The organism is Campylobacter volucris, from assembly GCF_008011665.1.
Taxonomy (GTDB): domain Bacteria; phylum Campylobacterota; class Campylobacteria; order Campylobacterales; family Campylobacteraceae; genus Campylobacter_D; species Campylobacter_D volucris_A.
Genome location: NZ_VOWJ01000016.1, coordinates 37,625 through 61,584 on the forward strand (window position 1 = coordinate 37,625; position 23,960 = coordinate 61,584).

Consider the following 23,960-nt stretch of genomic DNA (forward strand, 5'->3'; position numbering starts at 1 on the left):
TAAAAAATGCAAGAAAATATTTTACTTAAACAAGCTCAAATCCATCCGCTTTATCAAAAAATTCAAAACTTACACCATAAAATTTCAAACTCAACAATAAAGATTAACGATAGTTTTGATATATTTTGTGGTGAAAAATTTAATGAAGAAATTAAAAATATAGCCATAGAACTTAAACCTTGGCGTAAAGGACCTTTTAGAATTAATGATCTTTTTATAGACACAGAATGGAGAAGTTTTATAAAATTTAATATCTTAAAAGAATATATGCATTGCATTGAAAACAAAATAGTGGCAGATATTGGATGCAATAACGGCTATTATATGTTTAAAATGCTTGAATTTAATCCTGCTAAAATCATAGGTTTTGATCCATCTATAAAATATTTTTTGCAATTTTTATTGATTAATTCTTTGGCAAAAACCTCTATAAAATATGAATTATTAGGAGTGGCTGATGTGCCAAATTATCCTATAAAATTTGATGTTATTTTTTGTCTTGGAGTGATTTATCACAGAAGTGATCCTGTAATGATGCTTAAACAACTCAAACAATCATTAAACAAAAATGGTATAGTATTTTTAGACACTATGTATATAGAAGATGAAAGAGAAATTGCACTCATTCCTAAAAAAACTTACTCAAAAATACCAAATATTTTTTTCATTCCGTCGATATTAGGTTTAAGAAATTGGTGTCAAAGAGCTGGTTTTAGTGAATTTGAAATTTTAGCTACTAAACAAACAGATTTAGAAGAACAAAGAAAAACTCAATGGATTGATTCTTACTCTTTAGATCAGTTTTTAGATGAAAAAGATTCAAATTTAACTTGCGAAGGCTATCCTGCACCTAAAAGAGTTTATGTAAGATTAAAGGTTTAAAATGGCAAAAAGTACGAGTATAGTTAATATAGAAGAATTAATAGATCCTGAAGAATTAAATCGTATCAAAACTGAGCTCATTACTTGTCCAAATATTAATAACAACCTAGCAGGGAGCATATCTCATATAGAAAAAAATTTTGCCAAAGGTATATTAATTACCACTGGAGATATGGCTGTAGATGAACTTGGTTTAGTCCATAGTGGTTTTGTTTTTAATGCTGCAAACTACATTGCACAAGCTGCGATAAATAAAGAATTTAGTGTTTTAATAGGCTCAAGAAGTTTTTTTTATGCACCTTTAAAAGTTGGAGATATTTTAAATCTTGAAGCAAGCGCTTTATTTAGCGATGATTCTAAAAAAAGGGAAGTAAAGGTAGTAGGTTTTGTAAATGAAATTAAAATCTTTGATGCTTCATTTCAAGTGATTACCACTGAAGAGCATATTTTCAAACTAAAAACCCAAGTAAATTCAAACACCAATACACAACAAGCTCAAGAAAATTCTCAACAAGATGCTTCACAAACTGCAGAATTAAATGCCGTCCTTAAAAGCCTCGGGGGTTAATGGCAAATCAACCCAATTTTGCGGACATTCTTTATGATATGTCCCACTAGCATCATAGTATTCTTTGCAATCATCATAAAAACGATTTGAAATACCTCTTTCATTGACAAAACATCCGCTTAAAAACAACCCAATCACCACTAATAAACTTATTTTTAACATATCATTCCTGATTAAATCTTATTTGTTTGCGCCATTTATATGGCTCTATAGGATCTTTTTCTTCCCATAATCCTTTTTTAGCACTTTGGGCTAATTGCTGATCTTTAACATATAAATCACTATAATGCTCATACGCCCAAGCATAACCATTTGCAACCATAACTTGATTAATATCTTTATCATTAAGATAAACTATAGCTAAAATTCTACCATATTTATCTTCATCTTTGACATTCAAAACTATATCTTTATTTAAAACAATAGCGCTTAAAAATTTTTTTGACATTTGTCCATAAGCTTGATTTTTTTCTGGTGCATCTATACCAAATAATCTTACAATAGCTTCTTTATCATTCATTTTAACTTCAATGGTATCACCATCAACCACTCTAATCACTTTTGTATTTACATAAGAATTTGGATCATAATTTAACACATAAGCAAAAAGAATCAAAAAGCCTATGATTAAAATTTTTCTAGGATCTTTTGCCAAATCCAATATAAGTTTTAATTGTGTTTTTGAAATTCTCATTTTACACCTAAAATATGTCATAATACCAAAAAAGGAGAAAATATGACACAAATTATACAAAATTTTAAGCAAATCTCTAAAATACCACATTGTAGCTATGAAAACGAACAATTAAAAGATTTTTTAATTTCCTATGCAAAAGAGCAAAATTGCATTGTCAATGTAGATAAAGCAGGCAATATCCAAGCCTACAAAGGCAAACCAAAAATTTGTTTGCAAAGTCATTATGATATGGTTTGCATGGGTCAAGCTCCTAAAGTAGAAGTTTATGAAGATCAAGGATTTTTAAAAGCAAAAAATTCAAGTCTTGGAGCAGACAATGGCATAGGTGTAGCATTGATGATGCAAGCTTTGAAAGATTATGAAAATATAGAATGTCTTTTTACAAACGATGAGGAAGTTGGACTAAATGGAGCAAATAATTTAGAGTTAAAACTCCTTTCAAAAAAACTTTTAAATTTAGATCATGAAAACGATAGCGAGATTGTCATTTCCTGCGCTGGTGGAGTGGATATTTTTGCAAATTTAGCCATTATTTTTGACGAAAAAGAAGAAAATTGCTATGAGATTGAAGCGATTAATTTTAAAGGCGGGCATTCAGGAATTGATATAGTCAAAAATATAAAAAATTCCATAAAAGAAATGGCTAAATTTATTAGTCAAAACGATGGTGAAATTTGTGAATTTAATGGTGGAGAAAGAATTAATTCTATTCCAAAACATGCAAAAGCTGTTGTATTTTTTAAAAATCAACCACAAGAAAATGAGCACTTTAAAATCAAAAATTTAGGAAAAATCAAAAGAAAATACTACAAAAATTCAAAAGATATTCTAAATCTCATCAATGCTTTTTCACAAGGTGTTAGGAGTTTTAATTCTCAATTAAATTTAGTTCAAACTAGTATTAATCTTTCTTTAGCTTATGAAAAAGAAGATAAATTTCATTTTGAGCTTTTTGCAAGATCAAATAATCTTGAAGAATTAAAAAATATAGAATTTGAAACATTGGCTTATTTTAAAATGCAAAATTGTCAAATTAGTAGTGCAAATTTTTATCCTCCTTGGGAAAACACAGATACTAAATTCGCAGAAGAAATTTTAAAATGTTTTGAAGAAGAAAATGCTGTTGCCAAACTTTACTCTATCCACGCAGGTTTAGAATGTGGTATATTAAGTGCTAAACAACCTTTAGAATGCTGCTCCATAGGACCAAATATTTTTAGTCCTCATTCTACAGATGAAAAATGCGAAATAGCGTCAATTGAAAAGATCGATAAAATTCTAAAAAATATCCTAAAAAAATACCAATAACTTTTTTACCAATATTTATAATAAATATTGGTAAATATAGATATTTAAAATAATTTATATTTTATTTACTCTTAATATTTCTTGCATTATACTTTAATTCATTTCAAGTCAAGGAGTAAAAATGCAAGTGCTAACTAGTCTTAGCGAGGGTGTGCAATTTAGCATTCAACTAGCTGTTGTTTTGATTTGTCTTTTTTATGGAGCAAAAAAAGGCGGAATTGCTTTGGGTTTATTAGGCGGTATAGGGTTATTGATACTAAGCTTTTGTTTTGCTGTAGCACCAGGAAAACCTGCTATTGATGTAATGCTTACTATTTTAGCAGTAGTTGTCGCAAGTGCAACTTTACAAGCAAGCGGCGGTTTAGATGTAATGCTTCAAATAGCCGAAAAAGTTTTGAGAAAAAACCCAAAATTTTTGACTATCCTAGCACCATTTACCACTTGCTTTTTGACTATGCTTTGTGGAACAGGCCATGTAGTTTATACCATGATGCCAATCATTTATGATATAGCTATTAAAAACGGAATTCGCCCAGAAAGACCAACGGCAGCTTCAAGCATCTCAAGCCAACTTGGTATCATAGCAAGTCCAGTTTCAGTAGCAGTGGTTAGCTTAACAGCCCTACTTTTAAATCCAGAAATCAACAAACATCCTTTAGTAGGATTTGATGGATATGTGGATTTACTAGCCATTACCATACCTTCTACGCTAATTGGGGTTTTAGCTATTGGAATTTTTTCATGGTTTAGAGGAAAAGATTTAAACAAAGATCCAGAATTTTTAACCAAATTACAAAATCCAGAAATTAAAAAATACATCTATGGAGAAAGCAAAACTTTACTTGGAGAAAAATTGCCTAAAATTCAATGGCTTGCCATGTGGATATTTTTAGGTGCTATTGTTATAGTAGCTATTTTAGGTGCATTTCCAGAACTTAGACCACAATTTACAAACACAAAAGGCATTACTAAACCTATGAGTATGGTAACCACCATACAAATGTTTATGCTCTTAGCAGGTTCAGCCTTGATAATTTTTACAAAATTAGATCCTAGTAAAATCGCTAAAAATGAAATTTTCAAATCAGGTATGATAGCGCTTGTTGCGGTTTTTGGAATTTCATGGATGGCAGATACTATGTTTGCAGTGCATACACCTATGATGAAACAAACCCTAGGAGATATCGTAAAAGAGCACCCTTGGACTTATGCGTTGATGCTTTTACTTATATCTAAATTTGTAAATTCTCAAGCAGCGGCTATATCAGCTTTTGTGCCACTTGCTTTAGGTATTGGAGTAGATTCGGGAGTAATTGTGGCTTTTGCAGCAGCTTGCTATGGTTATTATATATTACCAACTTATCCAAGTGATCTAGCTACTATACAATTTGATAGATCAGGCACTACAAAAATAGGTAAATATGTCATCAATCATAGTTTTATATTACCAGGACTAATAGGAGTTATAACTTCTTGTATAGCAGGATATTTCTTAGCTTTAGGCGTAGGATATATAAATTAAAAAAGGGCTTTAAGCCCTTTAAATTATATGCTTATTATCCTAAAAATTTTAAAGTCAAAACTATAATCACAACCACCAAAGCACAAATTTTCGCTCTAGGTTGAAACAAAATGTACGAAAAAAACATCGCCCCTATCACAACCAAACACACTATAAAAATCAAAAGACAAAAAGTAGCCATATTTATAAATTCCGTATTTGGCATCAAATACCATCCATTGCTATACAATCCATCTTCAAATTTTGGCGGAGTGCCTATAAAAAATTTCTGCACAGCATTTAGATTATTATAAACTTCTTGTGGAACTACAGGCATATCCATACCACACTCACCCGTAGGTAAAAACCACCTAGGAGCCCATTCATATAATGGTAGATTAAAAGGATACACAGGCACTTCTTTGCATCCAACAATCCCAGAAAAAGGATTTTCAGAATGCACCGCATCATAAATACGATTTAAAACGATGCTATATTCAACCCCAAGCCATATACCCCAAAAAGCAAATACATAGGCAAATATTTTTAAAACATTATTCTTAGGGCTAATCATAGCTAAAATAGCACCAATAGCCACAATCAACATTGCAAATCTTATATAAACACATTGCTCACAAGGCTTCATATAAAGAAATTCTTGAAAGAAAAAATGCGCTATAAAAACCAAAACTATAAAAACAAAAGCTATTATGATCCATGGTGTAGTGGTATTTTGCCAAGTGGCTATTTTGTTTATAAATTTCATCAACCAACCAAAATCACATTTTGCTTAATTCTTGTGTAATTTTTATCAAATCTTCCAAAGAAGTGATATACTCAGGATTAATTTGATATTTTCCATTTACTACAAATGCAGGGGTGCCATAATTTTTAGCGATTTCATTTGCCAAAGCGTAAGCATTTAATTTTTCTTTAGCTTCTTGCGTTTGCAAAAACTCGTATAATTCTTGCTTACTCGCACTAATTGCATTCAAACCTAATTTATAAAAAAAATCCACATCGCTTAGATCTTGCTTTTGCTCAAAATGACTTACAAAATACACATCAGCCAAACTATGAGTCAAACTATCTTCACTGGCACTATCCTTACCCAAAGCTTTTTCTCGAGAAGAAGCCAAAGCAAGCATCTCATTTAAAGCCCATCCATTTTCACTCATAGAACTCACTGAAAATATCTCATACCTTAAATTTGGAAGAGCTTTTTTTACTTGAGCTAAAGTATTAAACTTATGATGAGTAAAACAATGAATACAACGATAAGAAAAAACTTCTATCAAAGAATTTTGTGCATTTGGTATAGGATTTTTTAGCACTATATATTCTTTACCTTCACTAAGTGCATGAGCACTCACACTAAAAACAAAAGCCAAAATCACGACAAACTTCAAACAAAATTTAAAATTTTTCATTGTTTTCCTTAATTTTAATGATTTAAATTATAATCTTAACATACACTTGTAAAAAATTGCACTATATTAAAAGTATTTACTATGTATTGTTTTATGATTTTCTTATAGCATTTTAGATAAAATATTTATTATTTAAATCAAGGAAAAATATGCATTTTAATCGTTTATCACCCAAAGAATTCATCGAAAAATACTCTATAAAAATTCCATCAAAAATCACCATAGAAAATTTTAAAACACAAATTTCAAATTTTTTAAGCAAAGCCTTAAAACAAACCCAAGAAGAGTATCAAAAAAATGAAATTTCAAATTTTTTAAAAAGCGTTTATCATTACGATTTAAACATTAAAAACAAAATAGACCTAGCCATATATGAAGATGAAAAAATAAATGTCATCTTTGAAGTAAAATCCACTATAAACAAAACTGAATTTCCAAAATCAAGCCAAAATTTACTCTCCAAAGCCTTTTGTGAAAGCATATTGTATTTTCTAAGAGAAAGAAAAATTTTAAAAAATAATTCCATCAAACACATCATCATTTGTAATGCTTGTGAATACTTCATCATAAACGCAAAAGAATTTGAAAAATTATTTACCAATGACAAAACCATCTTAACTTATTTTAAAAATTGCGAGCAAAAAGAAGGCACCAGCACCAAAACAAAAGAATTTTTTGACAAAACTTATGATTATCTAGCCACTTTAGACTCTAGTATAAACTACACTCATTTTATTTTAAAAGAAAATTTAGACGAAGAAAGCTTGTCTTATATTTATCAAATTTTATCACCCTTTACCTTGCTAAATCAAAAGCAAAACTACGACGCTAACGCACTTAATAAAAAATTTTACGAAGAATTACTCTACATCTTAGGTTTAGAAGAAAATGATAGAAAAATCATTCTTTCTAAAGAACCAAATACAATCAGTCACGCCATCAAAGAAAGCTACCCAGATATAAGCTTTGATGACATCTTTGCTCTTTTAATCGCGTGGAATAATAGAATTTTATTTCTAAGATTATTTGAATCCATGCTATTAAGTTTCAATCACATAAAAAAGCCTTTCTTAGATGAAGAAAAAATTCCAAATTTTGCTAAATTATCAGAACTTTTCTTTGAAGTTTTAGCCAAAAAAGAAGATCAAAGAAATATTAGCGATTTTGCTTTTGTGCCTTATTTAAATTCATCTTTGTTTGACAAAACACCACAAGAAGCCCAAGGTAAAGAAATCAAACTCTTAAATTCTAAGCCTTTAAAAATCTTTACCAATTCCATACTTAAAAAAGATCCTTTCTATAAAGACAAAAACTCCTTGCTGCTTTTAGAATATCTTTTTGCCTTTTTAAAAGCCTATGACTTTACCACCACAAACAAAGACATACAAGCAAATTTAAAAACAAACCACGACAAGCTTATAAATTCAAGCGTCCTAGGAAATGTCTTTGAAAAACTAAATGGCTATAAAGAAGGTTCTTTTTATACCCCAAGCTTTATCACTTCTTATATGTGCAAAGAAAGCATTAGCAAAGTAGTTTTAGACAAATTTGAAAAAATTTATGATTTTAAAGCCAAAAGCATACAAGAACTAAGAATGCTTATAGATAGAAATTTTTCTACCCAAAAACAAAAAGAGTATTTAGACACTATATTAAGTATAAAAATTTGCGATCCAGCTGTAGGAAGTGGGCATTTTTTAGTTTCAGCTTTAAATGAGCTTATGCTTATAGTGTATGAATTAGGATTAATCAATGCTCTACTTAGATCAAAAGCAAAACTTGAAAACGATGAATTTATAGTTTTTGTCAATGATAAAGAAATTTTTCACTACCAAAAGCCAAATTTTCAAAACGATCCTTTACACCAAATTCAACAAGAGCTTTTTGAGTGCAAAAAACTCATCATAGAAAATTGTCTTTTTGGAGTAGATATAAACCCAAATTCTTGTGAGATCACTAAGCTAAGATTATGGATAGAGCTTTTAAAATACAGCTTTTATATCTTTGAAAATGATACAAACACCAACTCACTCCAAACCCTACCAAACATCGATATAAACATAAAATGCGGAAATTCACTCATAAGCTATTTTAACACAAACAAAGATTTTACTAACTATCCAAACATCAAAGAAGGCATAAACCATTACAAACAAGTAGTAAAAGACTATAAAGAAGGATTTTATGAAGACAAAAGCAAACTTGCAAAACAAATACTCCATATCAAAGAAAGTTTTAAAAATTTCTGCCTAAAAGATACCTTTGCAAAAGAGATAAAAACTCTCACAAACAACGCAAATGAGTATTCTAAAAAATACGGCGACTACCTAGCACAAGATGAAAGCGATCTTAAATTTAAATCTTTATTTTCTAAAAATATATTTGAACTAGACTTTGACAAAAAACAAGCACAAAAAGAATTTAACGAGCTTAAAAAAACTTACGATAGCATCTTTAATCTCGAAAGCTCAAAGCCTTTTGAGTGGCGTTTTGAATTTCCTGAAGTGCTAGATGAGAGTGGAAATTTCAAAGGTTTTGATCTCATCATTGGCAATCCACCTTATATAAGACAAGAAGAGATAAAAGAGCTAAAAAACACTTTAAACAAAAACTATAAAGTCTATAAAGGCACAGCAGATATTTATACTTATTTTTACGAGCTAGGCTTTAATGTATTAAAAGAAAATGGAATTTTATCTTTCATCACTTCAAACAAATACACCCGTGCAGGTTATGGAGAACCTTTGCGTGAATTTTTGTTAAAAAATACTTGCATTTTAAAATACATCGACTTAAACGGCATAAAAGTCTTCGATAGTGCTACGGTAGATACTTCCATACTTAGCTTTGAAAAATCAAAAACCAAAGAAAATACCTTTAAATATCTAAGCTTAAACAACGAGCTTTTAAAAGACTATGACTTTGAAATTTCAGCTATAAAAGAATTTTTAAATATCTCTCAAAACTCACTTAGCAAAGAAAGCTTTACTTTCAATGATGAAAGCACAAATGCACTAAAAACCAAGATAGAAAAATTCGGCACTCCGCTTAAAGATTGGCACGGATTAAATATAAACTATGGCATTAAAACAGGTTTAAACGAAGCCTTCATCATCACTACCGAGAAAAAAGATGAAATTTTAGCTAATTGTAAAGACGAAGACGAAAAAGAACGCACCGCAAAACTCATACGCAAAATGCTACGCGGACGAGATATAAAAAGATACAGCTATGAATGGGCAGGACTTTGGGTGATAGGAACTTTCCCTAGTTTAAAAATCGATATAGAGCAATATCCATCATTAAAATCTTATCTATCTAATTTTTTACCACGCATAGAGCAAAGTGGAGAAAAAGGCTGTCGTAAGAAAACAAGTAATAAATGGTTTGAAACTCAAGATAACATAGCTTATTATGAAGAATTTGAAAAGGAAAAGATTGTATATAGTGAAATAGTAAGAAAGCCACAATTTTATTTAGATATAAATTTAAATTTTTACGCAGAAGCTACTAGCTTTGTTTTAACGGGTGAAAATTTAAAATATTTAATAGCTTTTTTAAATAATGATTTTGTAGCTTTTATCTTTAAATCATTTTATGCGGGTGGAAATTTGGGTGAAAGTGGGTTTAGATATAAAAAAGCATTTTTAGAAAAACTTCCTATACCAAAAATAAATTCCAAAAATGAAAAATTAGCAAATGAGTTAGTAAGTTTAGTCGATGAAATTTTAAAAGCCAAAGAGCAAAATAAAAACGCAAACACCCAAGAACAAGAAAACAAAATAAACTCTATAGTTTATAAACTCTACAACCTAACCGAAGAAGAAATAAAAATCATTGAAGGAAAGTAATGGAAAAAAATAAAATAGAAGAACTAAAAAAAATTGGAATTTATATAGATGAAATAAATGATAATCCTATTATAAAAAAATACAAACTTAGCATAAAAAATTCTACTATAAAAAAAATTGACTTTGAAAAATTACAAACCACAATCAAAATAATTGAAATAAAAAATAGTGAAATTTCAAACATTCATTTTGCAAAAGAAAATAATATAAAAATTATTTTTTTAGATTGTATTTTTAAAAATCAATTAGCTGTTAGGGATTTATCTTTTAAAGAAAAAATTAAAATCATACATTGTATTTTTGAAAATATGATTGATTTTTCAAGAATAACATTTTACAAAATAGCAAATTTTTCTTGCTCAAGATTCAAATCTGAAATAAGATTTACACAAGTTAATTTTTTAGCACAAAGTATTTTTCAAGAAGTGTGTTTTAAAAGTGAATGTTATTTTTCTAAAGTTGAATTTAAAGGAAGAGTTAGTTTTTTTATTGCTAGATTTAGATGCGAAGCAAGATTTATACAAACTAAATTTTTAGCAGAGGCTGATATAAAAAATATAGAAGTAGAAAATAATTTTAAAGAAGCACATTTTGAAAGTGAATGTTATTTTTCCGAAGTTGAATTTAAGGGAAGAGTTAGTTTTTATATAGCCAAATTTAAAAATGAAGCAAGATTTATGCAAACTAAATTTTTAGCAAAAACTGATGTAAATAATACAGAAGTAAAAAATAACTTTATAGAAACACATTTTGAAAACAAATGTTATTTTTCTGAAGTTGAATTTGAAGGAAAGGTTAGTTTTGCTGTTTCAAGATTTAAGGGCGAAACATTATTTGCAAATATATTATCCATTAACAATATACTTGAATTTAATCAAGTAGAATTTAATAGAGTAAAATTTGTCAATACCGCTGAACGACTAAACTCTTATTATTTCTCAAATTCCACTTTTAAAAGTATTGCAAATTTTGAAAATTTAAATATTAATGATTTGATTTTTTATAATGTTGTGTTTGAAAATATTGTAACTTTTGATAAAGTTAATTTTAACAATAAACCAAATTTTGAAAACTGCACTTTTTCTAATCAATTTAATATAGAGCATAAATATATAGAATATAATTTTCAAGATTTACAAAATAGAACAAATAATATCACTGATAAATATAAAGCATTGCTTGATGCTAGAGATTTATTTAGAAAATTAAAAAGCAATCGTATAGCCCATCATAATCTAATCGACGCTTCAGAACTAAGAGCTCAAGAGCTTTACACTAGAGAATTAGAACTAAAACATAAAGAAAATAAAAGCTTAAAAGAAAAAATCGAGCGATGGCAACTTTTCTTTTATCGCAAACTTTGCGATCATCATACTGATATCTTACAAAGTTTAAATTCGCTCATTATTATCATAGGAATTTTTGGTATATTAAGCTTTTTAACGATTATTAGCATTAATCATTATCTTGGATATAAAATTAGCATAAATCATTTGTATTTTTCACTAGATTTTTATGATAAGCACATAAAATCTTTGATACAAAATCATTATCTATTTATATTTTTTACAAATTTGCTGATAATTTTTGCATATTTGTTTTTGGTTATTTTGGCGTTGTGCGTTAAATTTATGAGAAAGATTTTTATAGTTTTATCTTACCTAGTGATTGTTTGCATTATGATAATTTCTCCAAAAATTCTCATACAAGCAATAGGAATTTTCACAGACAAAAGGGCTTTGCTAGACCCACTAAGTGCGATTGGTGGAATTTATACTTTGCTTTTTGCTTTTGTTGTGTATTCTTTCATAAAAACGATTAGAAAAAATTCCATCGTGCCAAACTAAAAGGAAAATAATGCAAAATCACGAGCAAATCAAAGAAGAAATCGCACAAAAATTAAACATAGCTAAAAATGAAATTTCATATATAGAAAATTCTGATTTATATCAAATCACAAATTGTGCTATCAAAAAAACAAACATAGAAATTTTTGAAAAATATCATTTGTTTTTTTATAATTGTCAAATACAAAATTTCATTTTAGAAAACCCTATACACTTTATAGAATTTAAACTTTGCGAATTTAAAGATAGCTTTTTGATAAGGAAAAATTTCAGTGGTAGTGTAATCATAAAAGATAGTATATTTTACAAAGACTTTCAAATTTTATGGGTAGAAAAACCTTTACGTAAAATACACATCGGGCAAAATAACTTCCAAAATGTTTCTATATTTGAAAATCAATTTTTAAATTTTTGTTTTGAAGAAAATAAAGTAAAAAATACTAGCATTTACAACAATATCTTCAAAGAAAATGCCTATTTTGCAAAAAACAATTTTGAGAGAGAATGTGTATTTTTTAAAAATTCTTTTGAAAAATCTTTATCTTTTTATAATTGTATATTTTCACAATGCTTTGTTTTTTTCCAAAACAATATCAAAGAAAATTTAAACACCACAAATACTAATTTAGACTTTACCTTTGATAAGCTACAAGAAAATATTTATAATCAAAACAATATCCATTTAAATTCTAAAATCGAGTATAGAGCTAACGACTTTAGGGATTCTTTTAAAACCTTTAAAAATGCTCTCATAAAAGATAATAATCTTTTAGATGCTTCCAAATTTCACAAATACGAGCTTTATTGTAAAGAGATAGAGCTTTCAGCTAAAAAAAATAGGACTATAAAAGAAAAAATGGATAAATTCCAATTAATGTTTTATAGAAAACTTTGCGATCATCACACAGATTTACTAAAAGCATTTCACAATCTACTTATAATCTTTATGCTTTTTGGATTTTTTTCTTTTGCTATTAATCACTTTAAAATACCAAATTTCCAAGAACAAGCTAAATACAGCATTATAGATACGACATTTAATGAAAAATACATCATCAAAGATGCAAGTAAAATCACTTATAATTTTTTAGATTTTAATATAAAAAAAGATTTTACAAATTTAGAGCATATTTTACAAAATGAAACTTTTGTGAATTTTTTCATCATTAGTGCTTTGGTGGTTTTAATGCTTTTAATGCGATTTGATATTTTTGTAAAATTATTTTTATTTAGCAATGCTTCTTTTTTGTTATTTAAATGCTTTAATCTATCTAATTTATTTGCCCATATTTTTGTAATCAGTCTTTTGATAGCTTTTATTTTAACCTTTGCTATGCTAAATATCCAAAAAAATAAATTAGCAAGAATTTGTGTAGTAATAAGTGCTTATATTTCTTGTGTTTTAATTTTACTTGTCAAAGCCAGTATATTGATACCAATTTTAGGAAATTTATTAGAAAAAAATATCAAAGGAGACTATCCTTTAATGCTTAGTTTATCGGTAATATACTTTGCTTTTGTTATTTTAGTGCTTTTTTCATTGCAAAAAACTGCTAGAAAAAATACTATCATTCCAAAATAAAAGGAGTTTGTATGAAAATACGCATATATTATGAAGATACTGACGCGGGTGGAGTGGTATATCATAGTAATTATTTAAAATTTTGTGAGAGAGCTAGAAGTGAGATTTTTTTTCAAAACGATACGCAAATTTTTGACAAAGATTTGGGGCACTTTTTACTGACAAAGGCTAATTGTAATTTTTTAAAATCAGCTTTTTTAGGCGATATTTTAGAAGTAAAAACTCATCTTGTCAAACTAAAAAAAGCTTCTATGATCATCAAACAAGAAATTTACAAAAATGAAGACAAAATCTTCGAAGCTGAATTTACCCTTGCTTTTATCAAAGCTGGCAAAGTAGCTCCTATCGAAGATAAATTTATAAAAATTCTTACTACTTTTATAAAGGATTAAAACCTAATCCTTTTGAGCTAATGATTTTTACTTTGTAATCAAACTGATTTTCATTAAGCTTTTCTTCAAAAATACTTTGAGCATCTTTTTCTAAAAATTGTGTATAAAAATAATCAAGCCCTACACTAGTTGCATACGCTATCCAATTATAATTAATATTTTGCGAAAAAAGTTCATTTAGATAAGACAAGGTTTGATCTTCATTAGATATAGAATTAGCTAGCAAAAGTTTTTTTCTATCATTAATCTGTGTCAAACTTAATAACACAGGATTATAATTTATTTGAGTAGATAAAAGCACATAAGGCTCTAAATCATAGCTACGAATTTGAGAGCTGACCAAAGCTGTTTTAATCAAAGAAGTATTTAAAAATATACTTGCATTGTTAAAACTTTGATTTTTATGCAATACACTTCTAAAATCAAATTTTGCAGTATTTATAGTATAAATTTTTTCATTACCATTGCCCATATTTAAAATTTCTTTATCAAGGCGATTTGCAAGGCTAGTACCATCAGAAAAAATAATATTTCTACCATTAGAATACTCTAAAAGTTTTTGAATTTGTTTTTGATAATCTATGCTTCCATAATACACATTTTCTTTTTGTGCATCAAAGTGTTTTTTATGGGTTGTAGGGATGAAAAATTTGACACTTGATGGCAAATCTTGTTTAAGCAAGATATCTGTTCCTTTTTCTGTAAAACCTGCGATGACATAATTAAATTTTTCACTTTGAATGTCATTTAAAGCTTTTGCAATTTTTTTATCTTCTTCAGTGCCTATTAAAAATACTTTAACTTTAATCTGTGCTCTTTGTCTTAAAAGATAAGCTATACTTGAATTTATAATGGTATTTGAATAGCTTTTTATAGTTTGTTCAGGTATGATAATAGCAAGCTTTATGCTTGCATTTTTTTGTATCTTTTTTTCAAAATCAACGATAGAATTTAAAAGCTTAGCATAGATATTTACCAAAAGTTCATTGCTAATTTGTGGATTAAATCTTGATAAAAAATTAAAATAAAATCCCGATTCTAAAAGAGTAAATAAGCACTCATTGTCACAATTTTGAAATTCCAAATTTGGATAAAACGCCTCGCTTGGTTCCACAAAAGAAAGCTTTTGTTCTTTTGAAAAAACATTTAAAACTAGCGTAAAACTCACCATCATACAAAGAAAAATTCTTTTCATAAACAACCTTTAATTTTCTTAACATCTTCTATAAAATTAGCATACAAGCTAGGATTTTTACTCAAATAATTTAAATCATAATGTGGCATGATAAAATATTGATTAAATCTAAGCCATTGGCCAATATGCACTTTAAAATTTTCAAATCCTAAGCTTAAAAAAGCTTCTTCACCTAAACAAAAAATCATCTTAGGATTTACAATTTCAAGCTCGCTATAAAAATATGGCAAACAAAATTTCACAGCATTTTCATCAAATTTAAAATTACTAAAGCATTTTAACATATAAGAAAAATAAATTTCTTCTTCTTTTAAGTTTAAAATTCCTTGAAAATTATGCAAAAAATCCTGTTTTAACTTAGAAGCAAAAAGTTTTCCACTTTCATTTTCTTCTTTATCGGCATAATTTTGAAAAATCAAAATTTTAGCCTTTTTAGCTTCTTCTTCCATTAAAGAATGTTTTCTTAATTTTGAAAAATTACAAAGAGTGCAGTTTTTCACCACATTTTGCAATTGTTTGAAACTTAAATTTAATCTTTTAACATCTTTAATTTCTTCTATATACTCAAAGCCAAAAGCTTTAAGATAATGTAAATTTCTTTTATCCATCAAAACAAAGCTTCTAGATTTTTTCCTTCTAAACGATAAGTTCTCCACTGGCTCATATGTCTGGCATTTAAAGCTGTGTAAAAATTTATACCTAAATCATTATCATTTAAACATACCCATTCTAAGCGTTTGAGATTTTTTTCTTTACAAATTTTTGCAAGATACTTAAATACAGCTTTTGCATAGCCTTTATTTCTATAATCTTTTTGTATATAAATATCCTCTAAATACAATCCACCCAAACCCCAAAAAGATGAAAAAGTATAAAAATACATCGCATAGCCTATGATTTTTCCATCTACTTTTAAACTTAAAGCCTTTGCATAGTTATTTTCAAAAAAAGACTGCTCTAAATCTTTTACACTACACTTTACATCTTCAAGCATATTTTCATGGATTGCAAGTTCTTTAATCAGCTCTAAAATTTGTTCTAAATCTTCTTTTTTGCTTTCACAAATTTCAAATCCCATTTTTAAAACCTCCAAAAAATAAACGCAAAAATTTATCAAAAACTTTTAAAAACAACTCTTAATTAAAAGCAGATTTAAGTAAGAATTTGATAGCATATGAGCTTTATTATTTGTTTTTAATTTAAGTTTAAGGAAAAAATATGAAAAGAACATACCAACCGCACAATACTCCTAAAAAAAGAACTCACGGCTTTCGTGTGCGTATGAAAACAAAAAATGGACGCAAAGTTATCAATGCTAGACGCGCTAAAGGTAGAAAAAAATTAGCTGTATAAAAAATTTTCTAAGCATAAATAGTTTAGGTGAATTTTCAGCGATTTATAAAGATGGTAAAAAATGGCATTGCGAAGGTGTAATTATATTTTATACACCTAGCCTAGAAAAAAAATTTGCTGTAGTAGCTAGTAAAAAAGTTGGAAAAGCTGTGGTAAGAAATAGAGCTAAAAGACTGCTAAGATCAGCTTTTTTTCAGCTTAGAAATCAAGTTGAAAACGGAAAATACATACTTGTTGCCAAAATAGGTATTAATGAGATTTCTTTTTCAAAATTAGAAAAAAATTTAAAATGGGGTTTTAAAAAAATAGGATGCATAAAATAATTTGTATTAAACTCATCAGATTTTATCAACTCTTCATAAGCCCTTTAAAACCAAGATGTTGTAGGTATTATCCTAGTTGCTCTGAATATGCTTTATGGCAATTTAAAAAAAATAATATCTTTAAAGCTTTTGGTGCAGTTTGTTTAAGAATCTTAAAATGCAATCCATTTTTTAAAGGTGGCATTGATTATCCAAAAATTAACAAACACTTTGACTCAGGTATTTGCTTTAAACCTAAAATCAATGCCTTAAAACAACTAAAATATTTATATATCCCTTGTAAGGATAATCAATTTTTTCTCATTAAGATTATATTTTCAAAGGACAATCCGTGTCAGATAATTTATCTCAACAAAAACGCATATTAATTGCTGTCGTTTTATCATTTTTATTTTTTGTAGTTTATGATTATTTTTTTATTCCAAAAGCTCCTATCGTAGAACAAAATATAACGCAAATAGAACAAAACAATTCAGCTCCACAAATTTCAGTTAGTACCAACACCAAACAAGCACTAAAAACAGAATTAAGTATCAATCAAAAAGAACAAATAGCTGTTGTTAAAAGTGAGCATTTTGAAGCGCATATTGATTCTTTAGGTAGAATTTCTAAATTTTATTTAAGTGATGAAAAATACAAAGATGAAAATGGAAACAATATCAATCTAGTAGATACTTCTTTATCGCCACTACCATTAGAAATAAGATTTAGCGATAGCAAGATCAACCAAGAAGCTTTTAACACTTCTTATACAGCAAATCAAAAACAAATACAAGTAAGCGACGAAAATAGCACTCTTATACTAACTCAGCATTTAAACGATGTAATAATCACCAAAAAACTTACATTTTATAAATATGGAAATTATGATATAGAAGTGCAATTAAGCAAAGAAATACCATATTTTATAACCCCTGGTTATCGCCCAAATATAGCAGTAGATAGCTACACCGTCCATGGTGCTTTAATCCTTAATAAAGAAGATAAAATAACCATTTTAGAAGATGGTGATGTAGAAAATGATGAGAGTTTTTCAAATGTTACTTTAATGTCAGCTTTTGATCGCTATTATGCTGCTTTATTTTATAATTTTGAAAACCCACTCAATGCAGTAGCAACAAAAGATACTAATGAGAATTCTATCATTTTTGCAAGTGCTAATGGAAATTTCAAAGCGAGTGGTTACATAGGTTCAAAAGAACATGATGTTTTAAGAAATATTAATCCAAATTTAGATGATGTAGTTGAATATGGTTGGTTTACCTTTATAGCAAAACCTATGTTTGAATTTTTAAATTTCTTACATGGATATATGGGAAATTGGGGTTGGGCTATTGTAGTTATGACTTTAATTGTGCGTATTATTCTTTTCCCATTAACTTACAAATCAATGATATCTATGAATAAGCTCAAAGATTTAGCTCCAAAAATGAAAGAAATTAGAGAACGCTATAAAGGCGATCCTCAAAAAATGAATTTACATATGATGGAACTATATAAAAAACATGGTGCTAATCCTATGAGTGGATGCTTACCTATACTCATACAAATTCCAATATTTTTTGCTATTTATAGAGTTTTACTTAATGCTATAGAGCTAAAGGCTGCTCCTTGGGCTTTTTGGATTACAGATTTATCAGTGATGGATCCTTGGTTTATATTACCAATTTTTATGGGACTTACAATGTTCTTACAACAACTCATAACTCCAATGGCTATACAAGATCCTATGCAAGAAAAAATTATGAAATTTTTACCTTTGATTTTCACATTTTTCTTTTTAACTTTCCCTGCTGGATTAACACTATATTGGTGTGTAAATAATATTTGCTCTTTAATCCAACAAGTAATTGTTAATAAACTTTTTAAAAATCACAAGCAAGAGGGAATAACTAAACATGAACATAGAAGCTAAAGATTTACAAACAGCACTTATAGAAGCATCTAAACACTTTGAGTGCTCTGTCATAGATTTAGAATATGAAGTAATTCAGCATTCTAAAATTGGATTTTTTGGCTTATTTAAAAAAAATGCAGTGATTTTTGTCAAAGGTCGCAAAAAAAATCCTTCGCAAGACTATAATAATAAGAAAAATTCTAATGAAAAAACTAAACATACCCACAATAAAAATTATGAAAAAAATGAAATAAAAAAAGAATACAAAGAAACTATTTCTACAAAACCTCATCAAACTCCACAAAAAGAGTATTATAAAGTTAAAGACGATGCTATCTTTACTTCTTTTCACAAAGAAGCCAATGAAAAAAAAGATATATCTTTGTATATTTATGAGATAAAAATTTCACTCGAAAAATTACTTTCTACTTTTGATTTTGATATTAAAGTGATACAAGTGAGTGTTTGGGATGAAAATTGTGTTTTGATAAAACTAGATGGACAAGATGCAGCTTTGCTTATAGGTAAAGAAGCTCATAGGTATAAAGCTTTTTCTTATTTGCTTTATAATTGGCTAAATTTAAAATACAAAATTCAACCAAGACTTGAAATTGCACAATTTTTAGAAAATCAAACCCAAGCTATAGAAAATTACTTAAAAATTCTTATAGAAAAAGTAGAAAACACAGGAAGAGTTCAAACAAAACCACTTGAAGGAATTTGGTTAAAACTTATATTAGAAAAACTTAGAGAGCACTTCCCTGACAAGTATGTGGCGATTAAAAATAACGATGATCAAAGATACATCATTGTTAATGATTTTCTGAAGAAAAATGAATGAATGAAACCATAGCAGCCATAGCTACAGCACATGGCTTAGGGTCTATTAGTATAATTAGAGTAAGCGGGCAAAGAGCATTAGAAATTGCTCTTGCATTTACTCATAAAAAAGAACTCACTCCGCGTTATGCACACTTATGTAAAATCTACAAAAATAATGGCGAATTCTTAGATGAAGCTTTAGTATTTTATTTCAAAGCTCCTTTTTCTTTTACAGGCGAAGATGTAGTAGAATTTCATCTACATGGTGGTTTTGCATTGAGTGAAATTTTACTAGATGAGCTAATTAGCTCAAACATCCGTTTAGCACAACCTGGAGAATTTAGTAAAAGAGCTTGTCTAAATGGAAAAATGGATCTTTTAAAAGCTATTAGCATACAAGAACTTATCATGTCAAAATCAGCAAGTGCTGCTAGTATTATCGCAAAAAATTTAAAAGGTGATTTGCATAAATTTTTAAATACTATAAGAGTTGATTTAGTTAAAACTTTAGCATTTGTAGAAACTAGCATTGATTATGCAGATGATGATTTACCTCAAGATTTATTAGATCAAATCATCTTAATGTGTGAAAAAAATTCAACACTTTTAAGTGAAATTGTAGATATTTCCTTGCGAAAAAAAGGCCTGGTTGAAGGTTTTAAAGTAGCAATCATTGGAAAACCCAATGCAGGAAAAAGCTCTTTGTTAAATTCATTATTAGCTTATGATAGAGCCATAGTCTCAAACATAGCAGGAACCACAAGAGATCGCATAGAAGAAAATTTAAAAATCGGTTCTCATTTAATCAAAATAATTGACACAGCAGGTATTAGAAACACTTGCGATGAGATAGAAAAAATAGGCGTAAATTTAAGCTATGAAAGCATTAATGAAGCAGATATTATCATAGTAGTTTTTGATGGATCAAGAGCATTTGATGATGAAGATGAGCAAATTTTAAAAGTTTTAAAAAATACTGATAAAAAAATTCTTTATGTTTTAAATAAAAACGATTTAGAATATAAATTTGATCATGAAATTAAAAATTCATGTATAAAAATTTGTGCAAAACAATCAAGCTCAGCTATAAAAGATGCTTTAAATGATTATCTAAATACTTTAGATGGAGATGGTATGCTAATAAGCAACACCTTGATCTTAAATGCTTGCAAAAACGCAAGTGAAGCAATCTTACGAGCTAAAAATTTACTCATAGAAAGTTCTTTGGAACTTTTTGCGTTTGAGTTAAATTTGGCCATAGAAGAAATGTCCAAATTTACAACCAAATTTGAAAGAGATGAAATTTTAGAAGAAATGTTTAGCAATTTTTGCCTAGGTAAATAAAAAAAGGAAAAGCATGGACAAAGAAATTATCGCCCAACATAAACTTAGCGATGAAGAATATGAACAAATCTTAAATATCTTAGGAAGAGAACCAAATTTGCTCGAACTTGGGGTTATTTCTGCTATGTGGAGTGAGCATTGCTCTTATAAATCAAGTAAAAAATACCTAAATGGTTTTCCTACAAAAGCTCCTTGGGTAGTGCAAGGACCTGGAGAAAATGCAGGGGTTATTGACATAGGTAAAGGTATGGGGGCAGTTTTTAAAATAGAAAGCCATAACCATCCAAGTTTTATCGAACCTTTTGCAGGAGCTGCAACAGGTGTGGGTGGAATTTTGCGTGATGTTTTTACTATGGGTGCAAGGGTTGTACTAGGACTTAATTCTTTAAAATTTGGAAATATCCATGATGAAAAAATTGCCAAACATCAAAAATACTTAGTCAAAGGTGTGGTAAAAGGAATTTCACACTATGGAAACTGCATGGGAGTGCCGACCATAGGCGGAGAATGTGCTTTTGATGAATGCTTTAATGGTAATATTTTAGTCAATGCTTTTGCGCTTGGTACTTGCAAAATAAAAGATATATTTTATGCAAAAGCTCAAGGCGTGGGAAATCCTGTAATTTATGTAGGCTCAAAAACCGGTAGAGATGGACTTGGTGGAGCTGTGATGGCTAGTGATAGTTTCAATCAAGCTAATAAAAATTTAAGACCTACAGTACAAATTGGCGATCCTTTTACTCAAAAACTTTTAATGGAATCTTGTTTAGAGCTTTTTAAAACTGATTATATTATAGGTATTCAAGATATGGGTGCAGCTGGGCTTACCTCAAGTTCTTTTGAAATGGCAGGACGCACAGGTAGTGGAATGAGACTTTTCTTAGATAAAACCCCTATGAGAGAAGAAGGAATGACTCCATATGAGCTCATGCTAAGCGAATCTCAAGAAAGAATGCTAATTTGTGCAAAAAAAGGTTGCGAAGAAAAAGTTATTGAAATTTTTAAAAAATGGGAGCTTGATGCAGCTATTATAGGAGAAGTTAGCGACACAGGGAAAATGGAGCTTTTTTGGCATGGAAATTTAGTAGGATTAATACCGATTGAACCTTTAAGTCAAAAAGTACCTGTATTAAATAGACCTATTGTCAAACCAAAATATTTAGAAGAAATTCAAAATTATCAATTTAAATTAAAAATTCCCACACAAGAAGCTTTTGAAAAACTACTTGCTAATGAAAATGTAAGCGATAAGGCTTATATTTATGAGCAATTTGACTCTAGTGTGCAAACAAATACCCTAAAAAGCGATGGAGCGCTTGGGGCAAGCTGCATAAGAGTAAAAGAAAATGGATGTTTGCTTTCAGTAGCAATTGAGTGTAATTCAAGATTAAACTATGTTGATCCTAAAATAGGAGCTTCAATGGCCGTAGCAAGCGCTGGTAGAAAAGTAGCATGTTCAGGTGCAAAGCCTTTAGCAATTAGTGATTGTTTAAATTATGGTAATCCGCAAAATCCCGAAGTCATGTGGCAATTTGCAATGGGCTGTGAAGGTATAAAACAAGCTTGCGCAAAGCTTAACACTCCTGTTGTAAGTGGTAATGTATCTTTATATAATGAAACTGATAAAATTAGTATTTTTCCTAGTCCAACTATAGCTTGTGTTGGGATTAATGAAAATGCTAATAAAGTTTTAAAATCATTTTTTAGTAAAAGCACTCAAGCAATTTATCTCATAGGTGATACTAAGGGTAATTTTAGTGGTTCTTTAATCGCAAAAGTTTTAGATCAAAAAGTAGCAGGCAAACTTGATGAAATTGATTTTGATAAAGAATTAACTTTATGGGATTTTTTATTTAAAGCTAATGAATTGAATTTATTAGATTGTGCTAATAGTGTTGGTATAGGTGGCATTGCTATAACTTTAGCCAAAATGAGTGCAAAAGCAAACTTGGGTATCAAAGCAAAAAGCTATTTTAATGATGAAAGTTTTATTTTTGAAGAAAGTCCAACTCGTGTGATAGTGGGTGTAAAAAATGAAGTGCAATTTTTAGAATTTATAAAACATTTCAATCTTAAAATAAATAAACTCGGAAATATCAACGAAAAAGAATTTATTTTAGATAATATAAAAATTTCTTTAGATAAACTACAAGAAATTTATTTTAAAAAATTTGAAGAGTATTTAGGATAAAAAATGATTTTTGTGATTTTAGTTTTAGCAATTTTGGTGTTTTATTGGTATTATAAAACTTGGGGTAAGCAAGATTTTTTAAATTCAGCAAGTCGTGGAGCAAAGGGTTTTGCAAAAGGTTTTGTTCGCGGTATGATGGAAGAAAGAATAGAAGAAATTAAAAGAAAAATGAATTATTATACCATAGCGCTTTTGGCTAAAATAGCTAAAAGCGATGGACGCGTTAGCGAAGAAGAAGCTGATATGATCAGTCAAATTTTAGATGCAAATGCCAAAGATGATAGAGAAAGAAAATTTTTAAAAATTAGCTTTAATGAACACAAAGAAAATTTAAACGATGCTTTTTATGTAGCAAAAGATTTTATAAAAGAAGTTCCACTTCCAAAAAGTGAAAGATTTAATGTGCTTAGGGTGCTTGTTTTTATGGCATTAATCGATGGAGAATTAACTCCAAAAAAACAAGAAATTTTAGAACAAATCGCCAAAGCTTTTGACATAGCAAAAACCGAGCTTATCTCTTTTATACAAAATTTATCCAACTTAAAATCTTCAAAAAAAGAAATGAGTCTTGATGAGGCTTTTGGTATTTTAGAGCTTTCAAATACTGCTGATTTAAATGCGGTTAAAAAACAATATAGATTATTAGCCAAAAAATACCATCCTGATATATTAAATGCAAACAATGTCAGCGAAGAAGAAATAAAACAAGGCGTAGAAAAATTTCAAAAAATAAACAAAGCGTATGAAAAAATTAAAAAATACCTCGAAAAAGGATGA

General features: G+C 28.6%; 23 protein-coding genes. 16 read left to right on the plus strand and 7 right to left on the minus strand.

The features are described from left to right. The first annotated feature begins 6 nt into the window (after positions 1–6). Positions 7–882, plus strand: a complete 876-nt coding sequence (cmoB, locus tag FPD38_RS02730; RefSeq protein ID WP_147555263.1) for a tRNA 5-methoxyuridine(34)/uridine 5-oxyacetic acid(34) synthase CmoB — start codon at positions 7–9, stop codon at positions 880–882. 1 nt (position 883) lies between these two features. Beyond that, positions 884–1,450 (plus strand): hypothetical protein, encoded by a 567-nt coding sequence (locus tag FPD38_RS02735; RefSeq protein WP_147555264.1) that lies wholly within the window; start codon positions 884–886, stop codon positions 1,448–1,450. On the opposite strand, the gene FPD38_RS02740 is transcribed toward FPD38_RS02735, so the two are convergent. Together FPD38_RS02740 and FPD38_RS02745 are read right to left on the minus strand one after the other, a co-directional pair. Further along, complete coding sequence (locus tag FPD38_RS02740; RefSeq protein WP_147555265.1) at positions 1,418–1,612, minus strand: hypothetical protein; 195 nt, start codon at positions 1,610–1,612, stop codon at positions 1,418–1,420. The genes FPD38_RS02735 and FPD38_RS02740 overlap by 33 nt on opposite strands. Before the next feature lies 1 nt (position 1,613). Next, positions 1,614–2,144, minus strand: a complete 531-nt coding sequence (locus FPD38_RS02745; protein ID WP_187153087.1) for a thermonuclease family protein — start codon at positions 2,142–2,144, stop codon at positions 1,614–1,616. Between the two features lie 42 nt (positions 2,145–2,186). Here FPD38_RS02745 and FPD38_RS02750 point away from each other — a divergent pair, with 42 nt between their 5' ends. Then, complete coding sequence (locus tag FPD38_RS02750) at positions 2,187–3,455, plus strand: M20/M25/M40 family metallo-hydrolase (protein ID WP_147555267.1); 1,269 nt, start codon at positions 2,187–2,189, stop codon at positions 3,453–3,455. A 121-nt stretch (positions 3,456–3,576) separates the two neighbouring features. Next, complete coding sequence (locus FPD38_RS02755; protein WP_147555268.1) at positions 3,577–4,977, plus strand: anaerobic C4-dicarboxylate transporter; 1,401 nt, start codon at positions 3,577–3,579, stop codon at positions 4,975–4,977. Positions 4,978–5,011: 34 nt separating this feature from the next. On the opposite strand, the gene dsbI is transcribed toward FPD38_RS02755, so the two are convergent. Further along, positions 5,012–5,722, minus strand: a complete 711-nt coding sequence (gene dsbI, locus FPD38_RS02760; protein WP_147555269.1) for a protein-disulfide oxidoreductase DsbI — start codon at positions 5,720–5,722, stop codon at positions 5,012–5,014. 13 nt (positions 5,723–5,735) lie between these two features. Further along, positions 5,736–6,386 carry a thiol:disulfide interchange protein DsbA/DsbL gene (locus FPD38_RS02765; RefSeq protein ID WP_147555270.1) on the minus strand — a complete coding sequence of 217 codons (651 nt, stop codon included), beginning with the start codon at positions 6,384–6,386 and terminating at the stop codon, positions 5,736–5,738. A 149-nt stretch (positions 6,387–6,535) separates the two neighbouring features. On the opposite strand from FPD38_RS02765, the gene FPD38_RS02770 reads away from it, so the two are divergent. The 4 genes from FPD38_RS02770 to FPD38_RS02785 are packed head-to-tail and all read left to right on the plus strand — an operon-like array spanning position 6,536 to position 14,058. Beyond that, on the plus strand, positions 6,536–10,237 hold the full coding sequence (locus FPD38_RS02770; protein ID WP_147555271.1) for a DUF7149 domain-containing protein: 3,702 nt from the start codon (positions 6,536–6,538) through the stop codon (positions 10,235–10,237). After that, positions 10,237–12,084: a pentapeptide repeat-containing protein gene (locus FPD38_RS02775; RefSeq protein ID WP_147555272.1), complete on the plus strand. Its 1,848-nt coding sequence runs from the start codon at positions 10,237–10,239 to the stop codon at positions 12,082–12,084. The genes FPD38_RS02770 and FPD38_RS02775 overlap by 1 nt, the downstream gene beginning before the upstream one ends. 10 nt (positions 12,085–12,094) lie before the next feature. After that, positions 12,095–13,666, plus strand: coding sequence for a pentapeptide repeat-containing protein (locus FPD38_RS02780; protein ID WP_147555273.1), 1,572 nt, complete (start codon positions 12,095–12,097; stop codon positions 13,664–13,666). Between the two features lie 11 nt (positions 13,667–13,677). Beyond that, the gene (locus FPD38_RS02785) at positions 13,678–14,058 is read left to right on the plus strand and encodes a YbgC/FadM family acyl-CoA thioesterase (protein ID WP_147555274.1); all 381 of its coding nucleotides are present in this window, start codon (positions 13,678–13,680) and stop codon (positions 14,056–14,058) included. Here FPD38_RS02785 and FPD38_RS02790 read toward each other — a convergent pair. The 3 genes from FPD38_RS02790 to FPD38_RS02800 are packed head-to-tail and all read right to left on the minus strand — an operon-like array spanning position 14,045 to position 16,331. Next, positions 14,045–15,253: a hypothetical protein gene (locus FPD38_RS02790; RefSeq protein WP_147555275.1), complete on the minus strand. Its 1,209-nt coding sequence runs from the start codon at positions 15,251–15,253 to the stop codon at positions 14,045–14,047. The genes FPD38_RS02785 and FPD38_RS02790 overlap by 14 nt on opposite strands. After that, on the minus strand, positions 15,250–15,861 hold the full coding sequence (locus FPD38_RS02795; protein WP_147555276.1) for a uracil-DNA glycosylase family protein: 612 nt from the start codon (positions 15,859–15,861) through the stop codon (positions 15,250–15,252). The genes FPD38_RS02790 and FPD38_RS02795 overlap by 4 nt, the downstream gene beginning before the upstream one ends. Next, positions 15,861–16,331, minus strand: coding sequence for a GNAT family N-acetyltransferase (locus FPD38_RS02800; RefSeq protein WP_147555277.1), 471 nt, complete (start codon positions 16,329–16,331; stop codon positions 15,861–15,863). Before FPD38_RS02800 ends, FPD38_RS02795 begins: the two co-directional genes overlap by 1 nt. 140 nt (positions 16,332–16,471) lie before the next feature. On the opposite strand from FPD38_RS02800, the gene rpmH reads away from it, so the two are divergent. Genes rpmH through FPD38_RS02840 form a run of 8 tightly spaced genes read left to right on the plus strand, consistent with a single transcriptional unit; the run spans position 16,472 to position 23,960 of the window. Further along, the gene (gene rpmH / locus FPD38_RS02805) at positions 16,472–16,606 is read left to right on the plus strand and encodes a 50S ribosomal protein L34 (RefSeq protein WP_147555278.1); all 135 of its coding nucleotides are present in this window, start codon (positions 16,472–16,474) and stop codon (positions 16,604–16,606) included. Next, positions 16,603–16,929 carry a ribonuclease P protein component gene (rnpA, locus tag FPD38_RS02810; protein ID WP_147555279.1) on the plus strand — a complete coding sequence of 109 codons (327 nt, stop codon included), beginning with the start codon at positions 16,603–16,605 and terminating at the stop codon, positions 16,927–16,929. The genes rpmH and rnpA overlap by 4 nt, the downstream gene beginning before the upstream one ends. Then, complete coding sequence (gene yidD, locus FPD38_RS02815) at positions 16,917–17,297, plus strand: membrane protein insertion efficiency factor YidD (protein WP_147555280.1); 381 nt, start codon at positions 16,917–16,919, stop codon at positions 17,295–17,297. Before rnpA ends, yidD begins: the two co-directional genes overlap by 13 nt. Next, positions 17,261–18,844, plus strand: a complete 1,584-nt coding sequence (gene yidC, locus FPD38_RS02820; RefSeq protein WP_147555281.1) for a membrane protein insertase YidC — start codon at positions 17,261–17,263, stop codon at positions 18,842–18,844. Before yidD ends, yidC begins: the two co-directional genes overlap by 37 nt. After that, positions 18,828–19,667, plus strand: a complete 840-nt coding sequence (locus FPD38_RS02825) for a Jag N-terminal domain-containing protein (RefSeq protein ID WP_147555282.1) — start codon at positions 18,828–18,830, stop codon at positions 19,665–19,667. The genes yidC and FPD38_RS02825 overlap by 17 nt, the downstream gene beginning before the upstream one ends. Next, positions 19,664–20,992, plus strand: a complete 1,329-nt coding sequence (gene mnmE / locus FPD38_RS02830; protein ID WP_147555283.1) for a tRNA uridine-5-carboxymethylaminomethyl(34) synthesis GTPase MnmE — start codon at positions 19,664–19,666, stop codon at positions 20,990–20,992. The genes FPD38_RS02825 and mnmE overlap by 4 nt, the downstream gene beginning before the upstream one ends. Positions 20,993–21,005: 13 nt before the next feature. Next, entirely contained in the window at positions 21,006–23,183 is a 2,178-nt protein-coding gene (purL, locus tag FPD38_RS02835) for a phosphoribosylformylglycinamidine synthase subunit PurL (RefSeq protein ID WP_147555284.1), read from the plus strand. A gap of 3 nt (positions 23,184–23,186) precedes the next feature. Further along, positions 23,187–23,960 (plus strand): molecular chaperone DjiA, encoded by a 774-nt coding sequence (locus tag FPD38_RS02840; RefSeq protein WP_147555285.1) that lies wholly within the window; start codon positions 23,187–23,189, stop codon positions 23,958–23,960.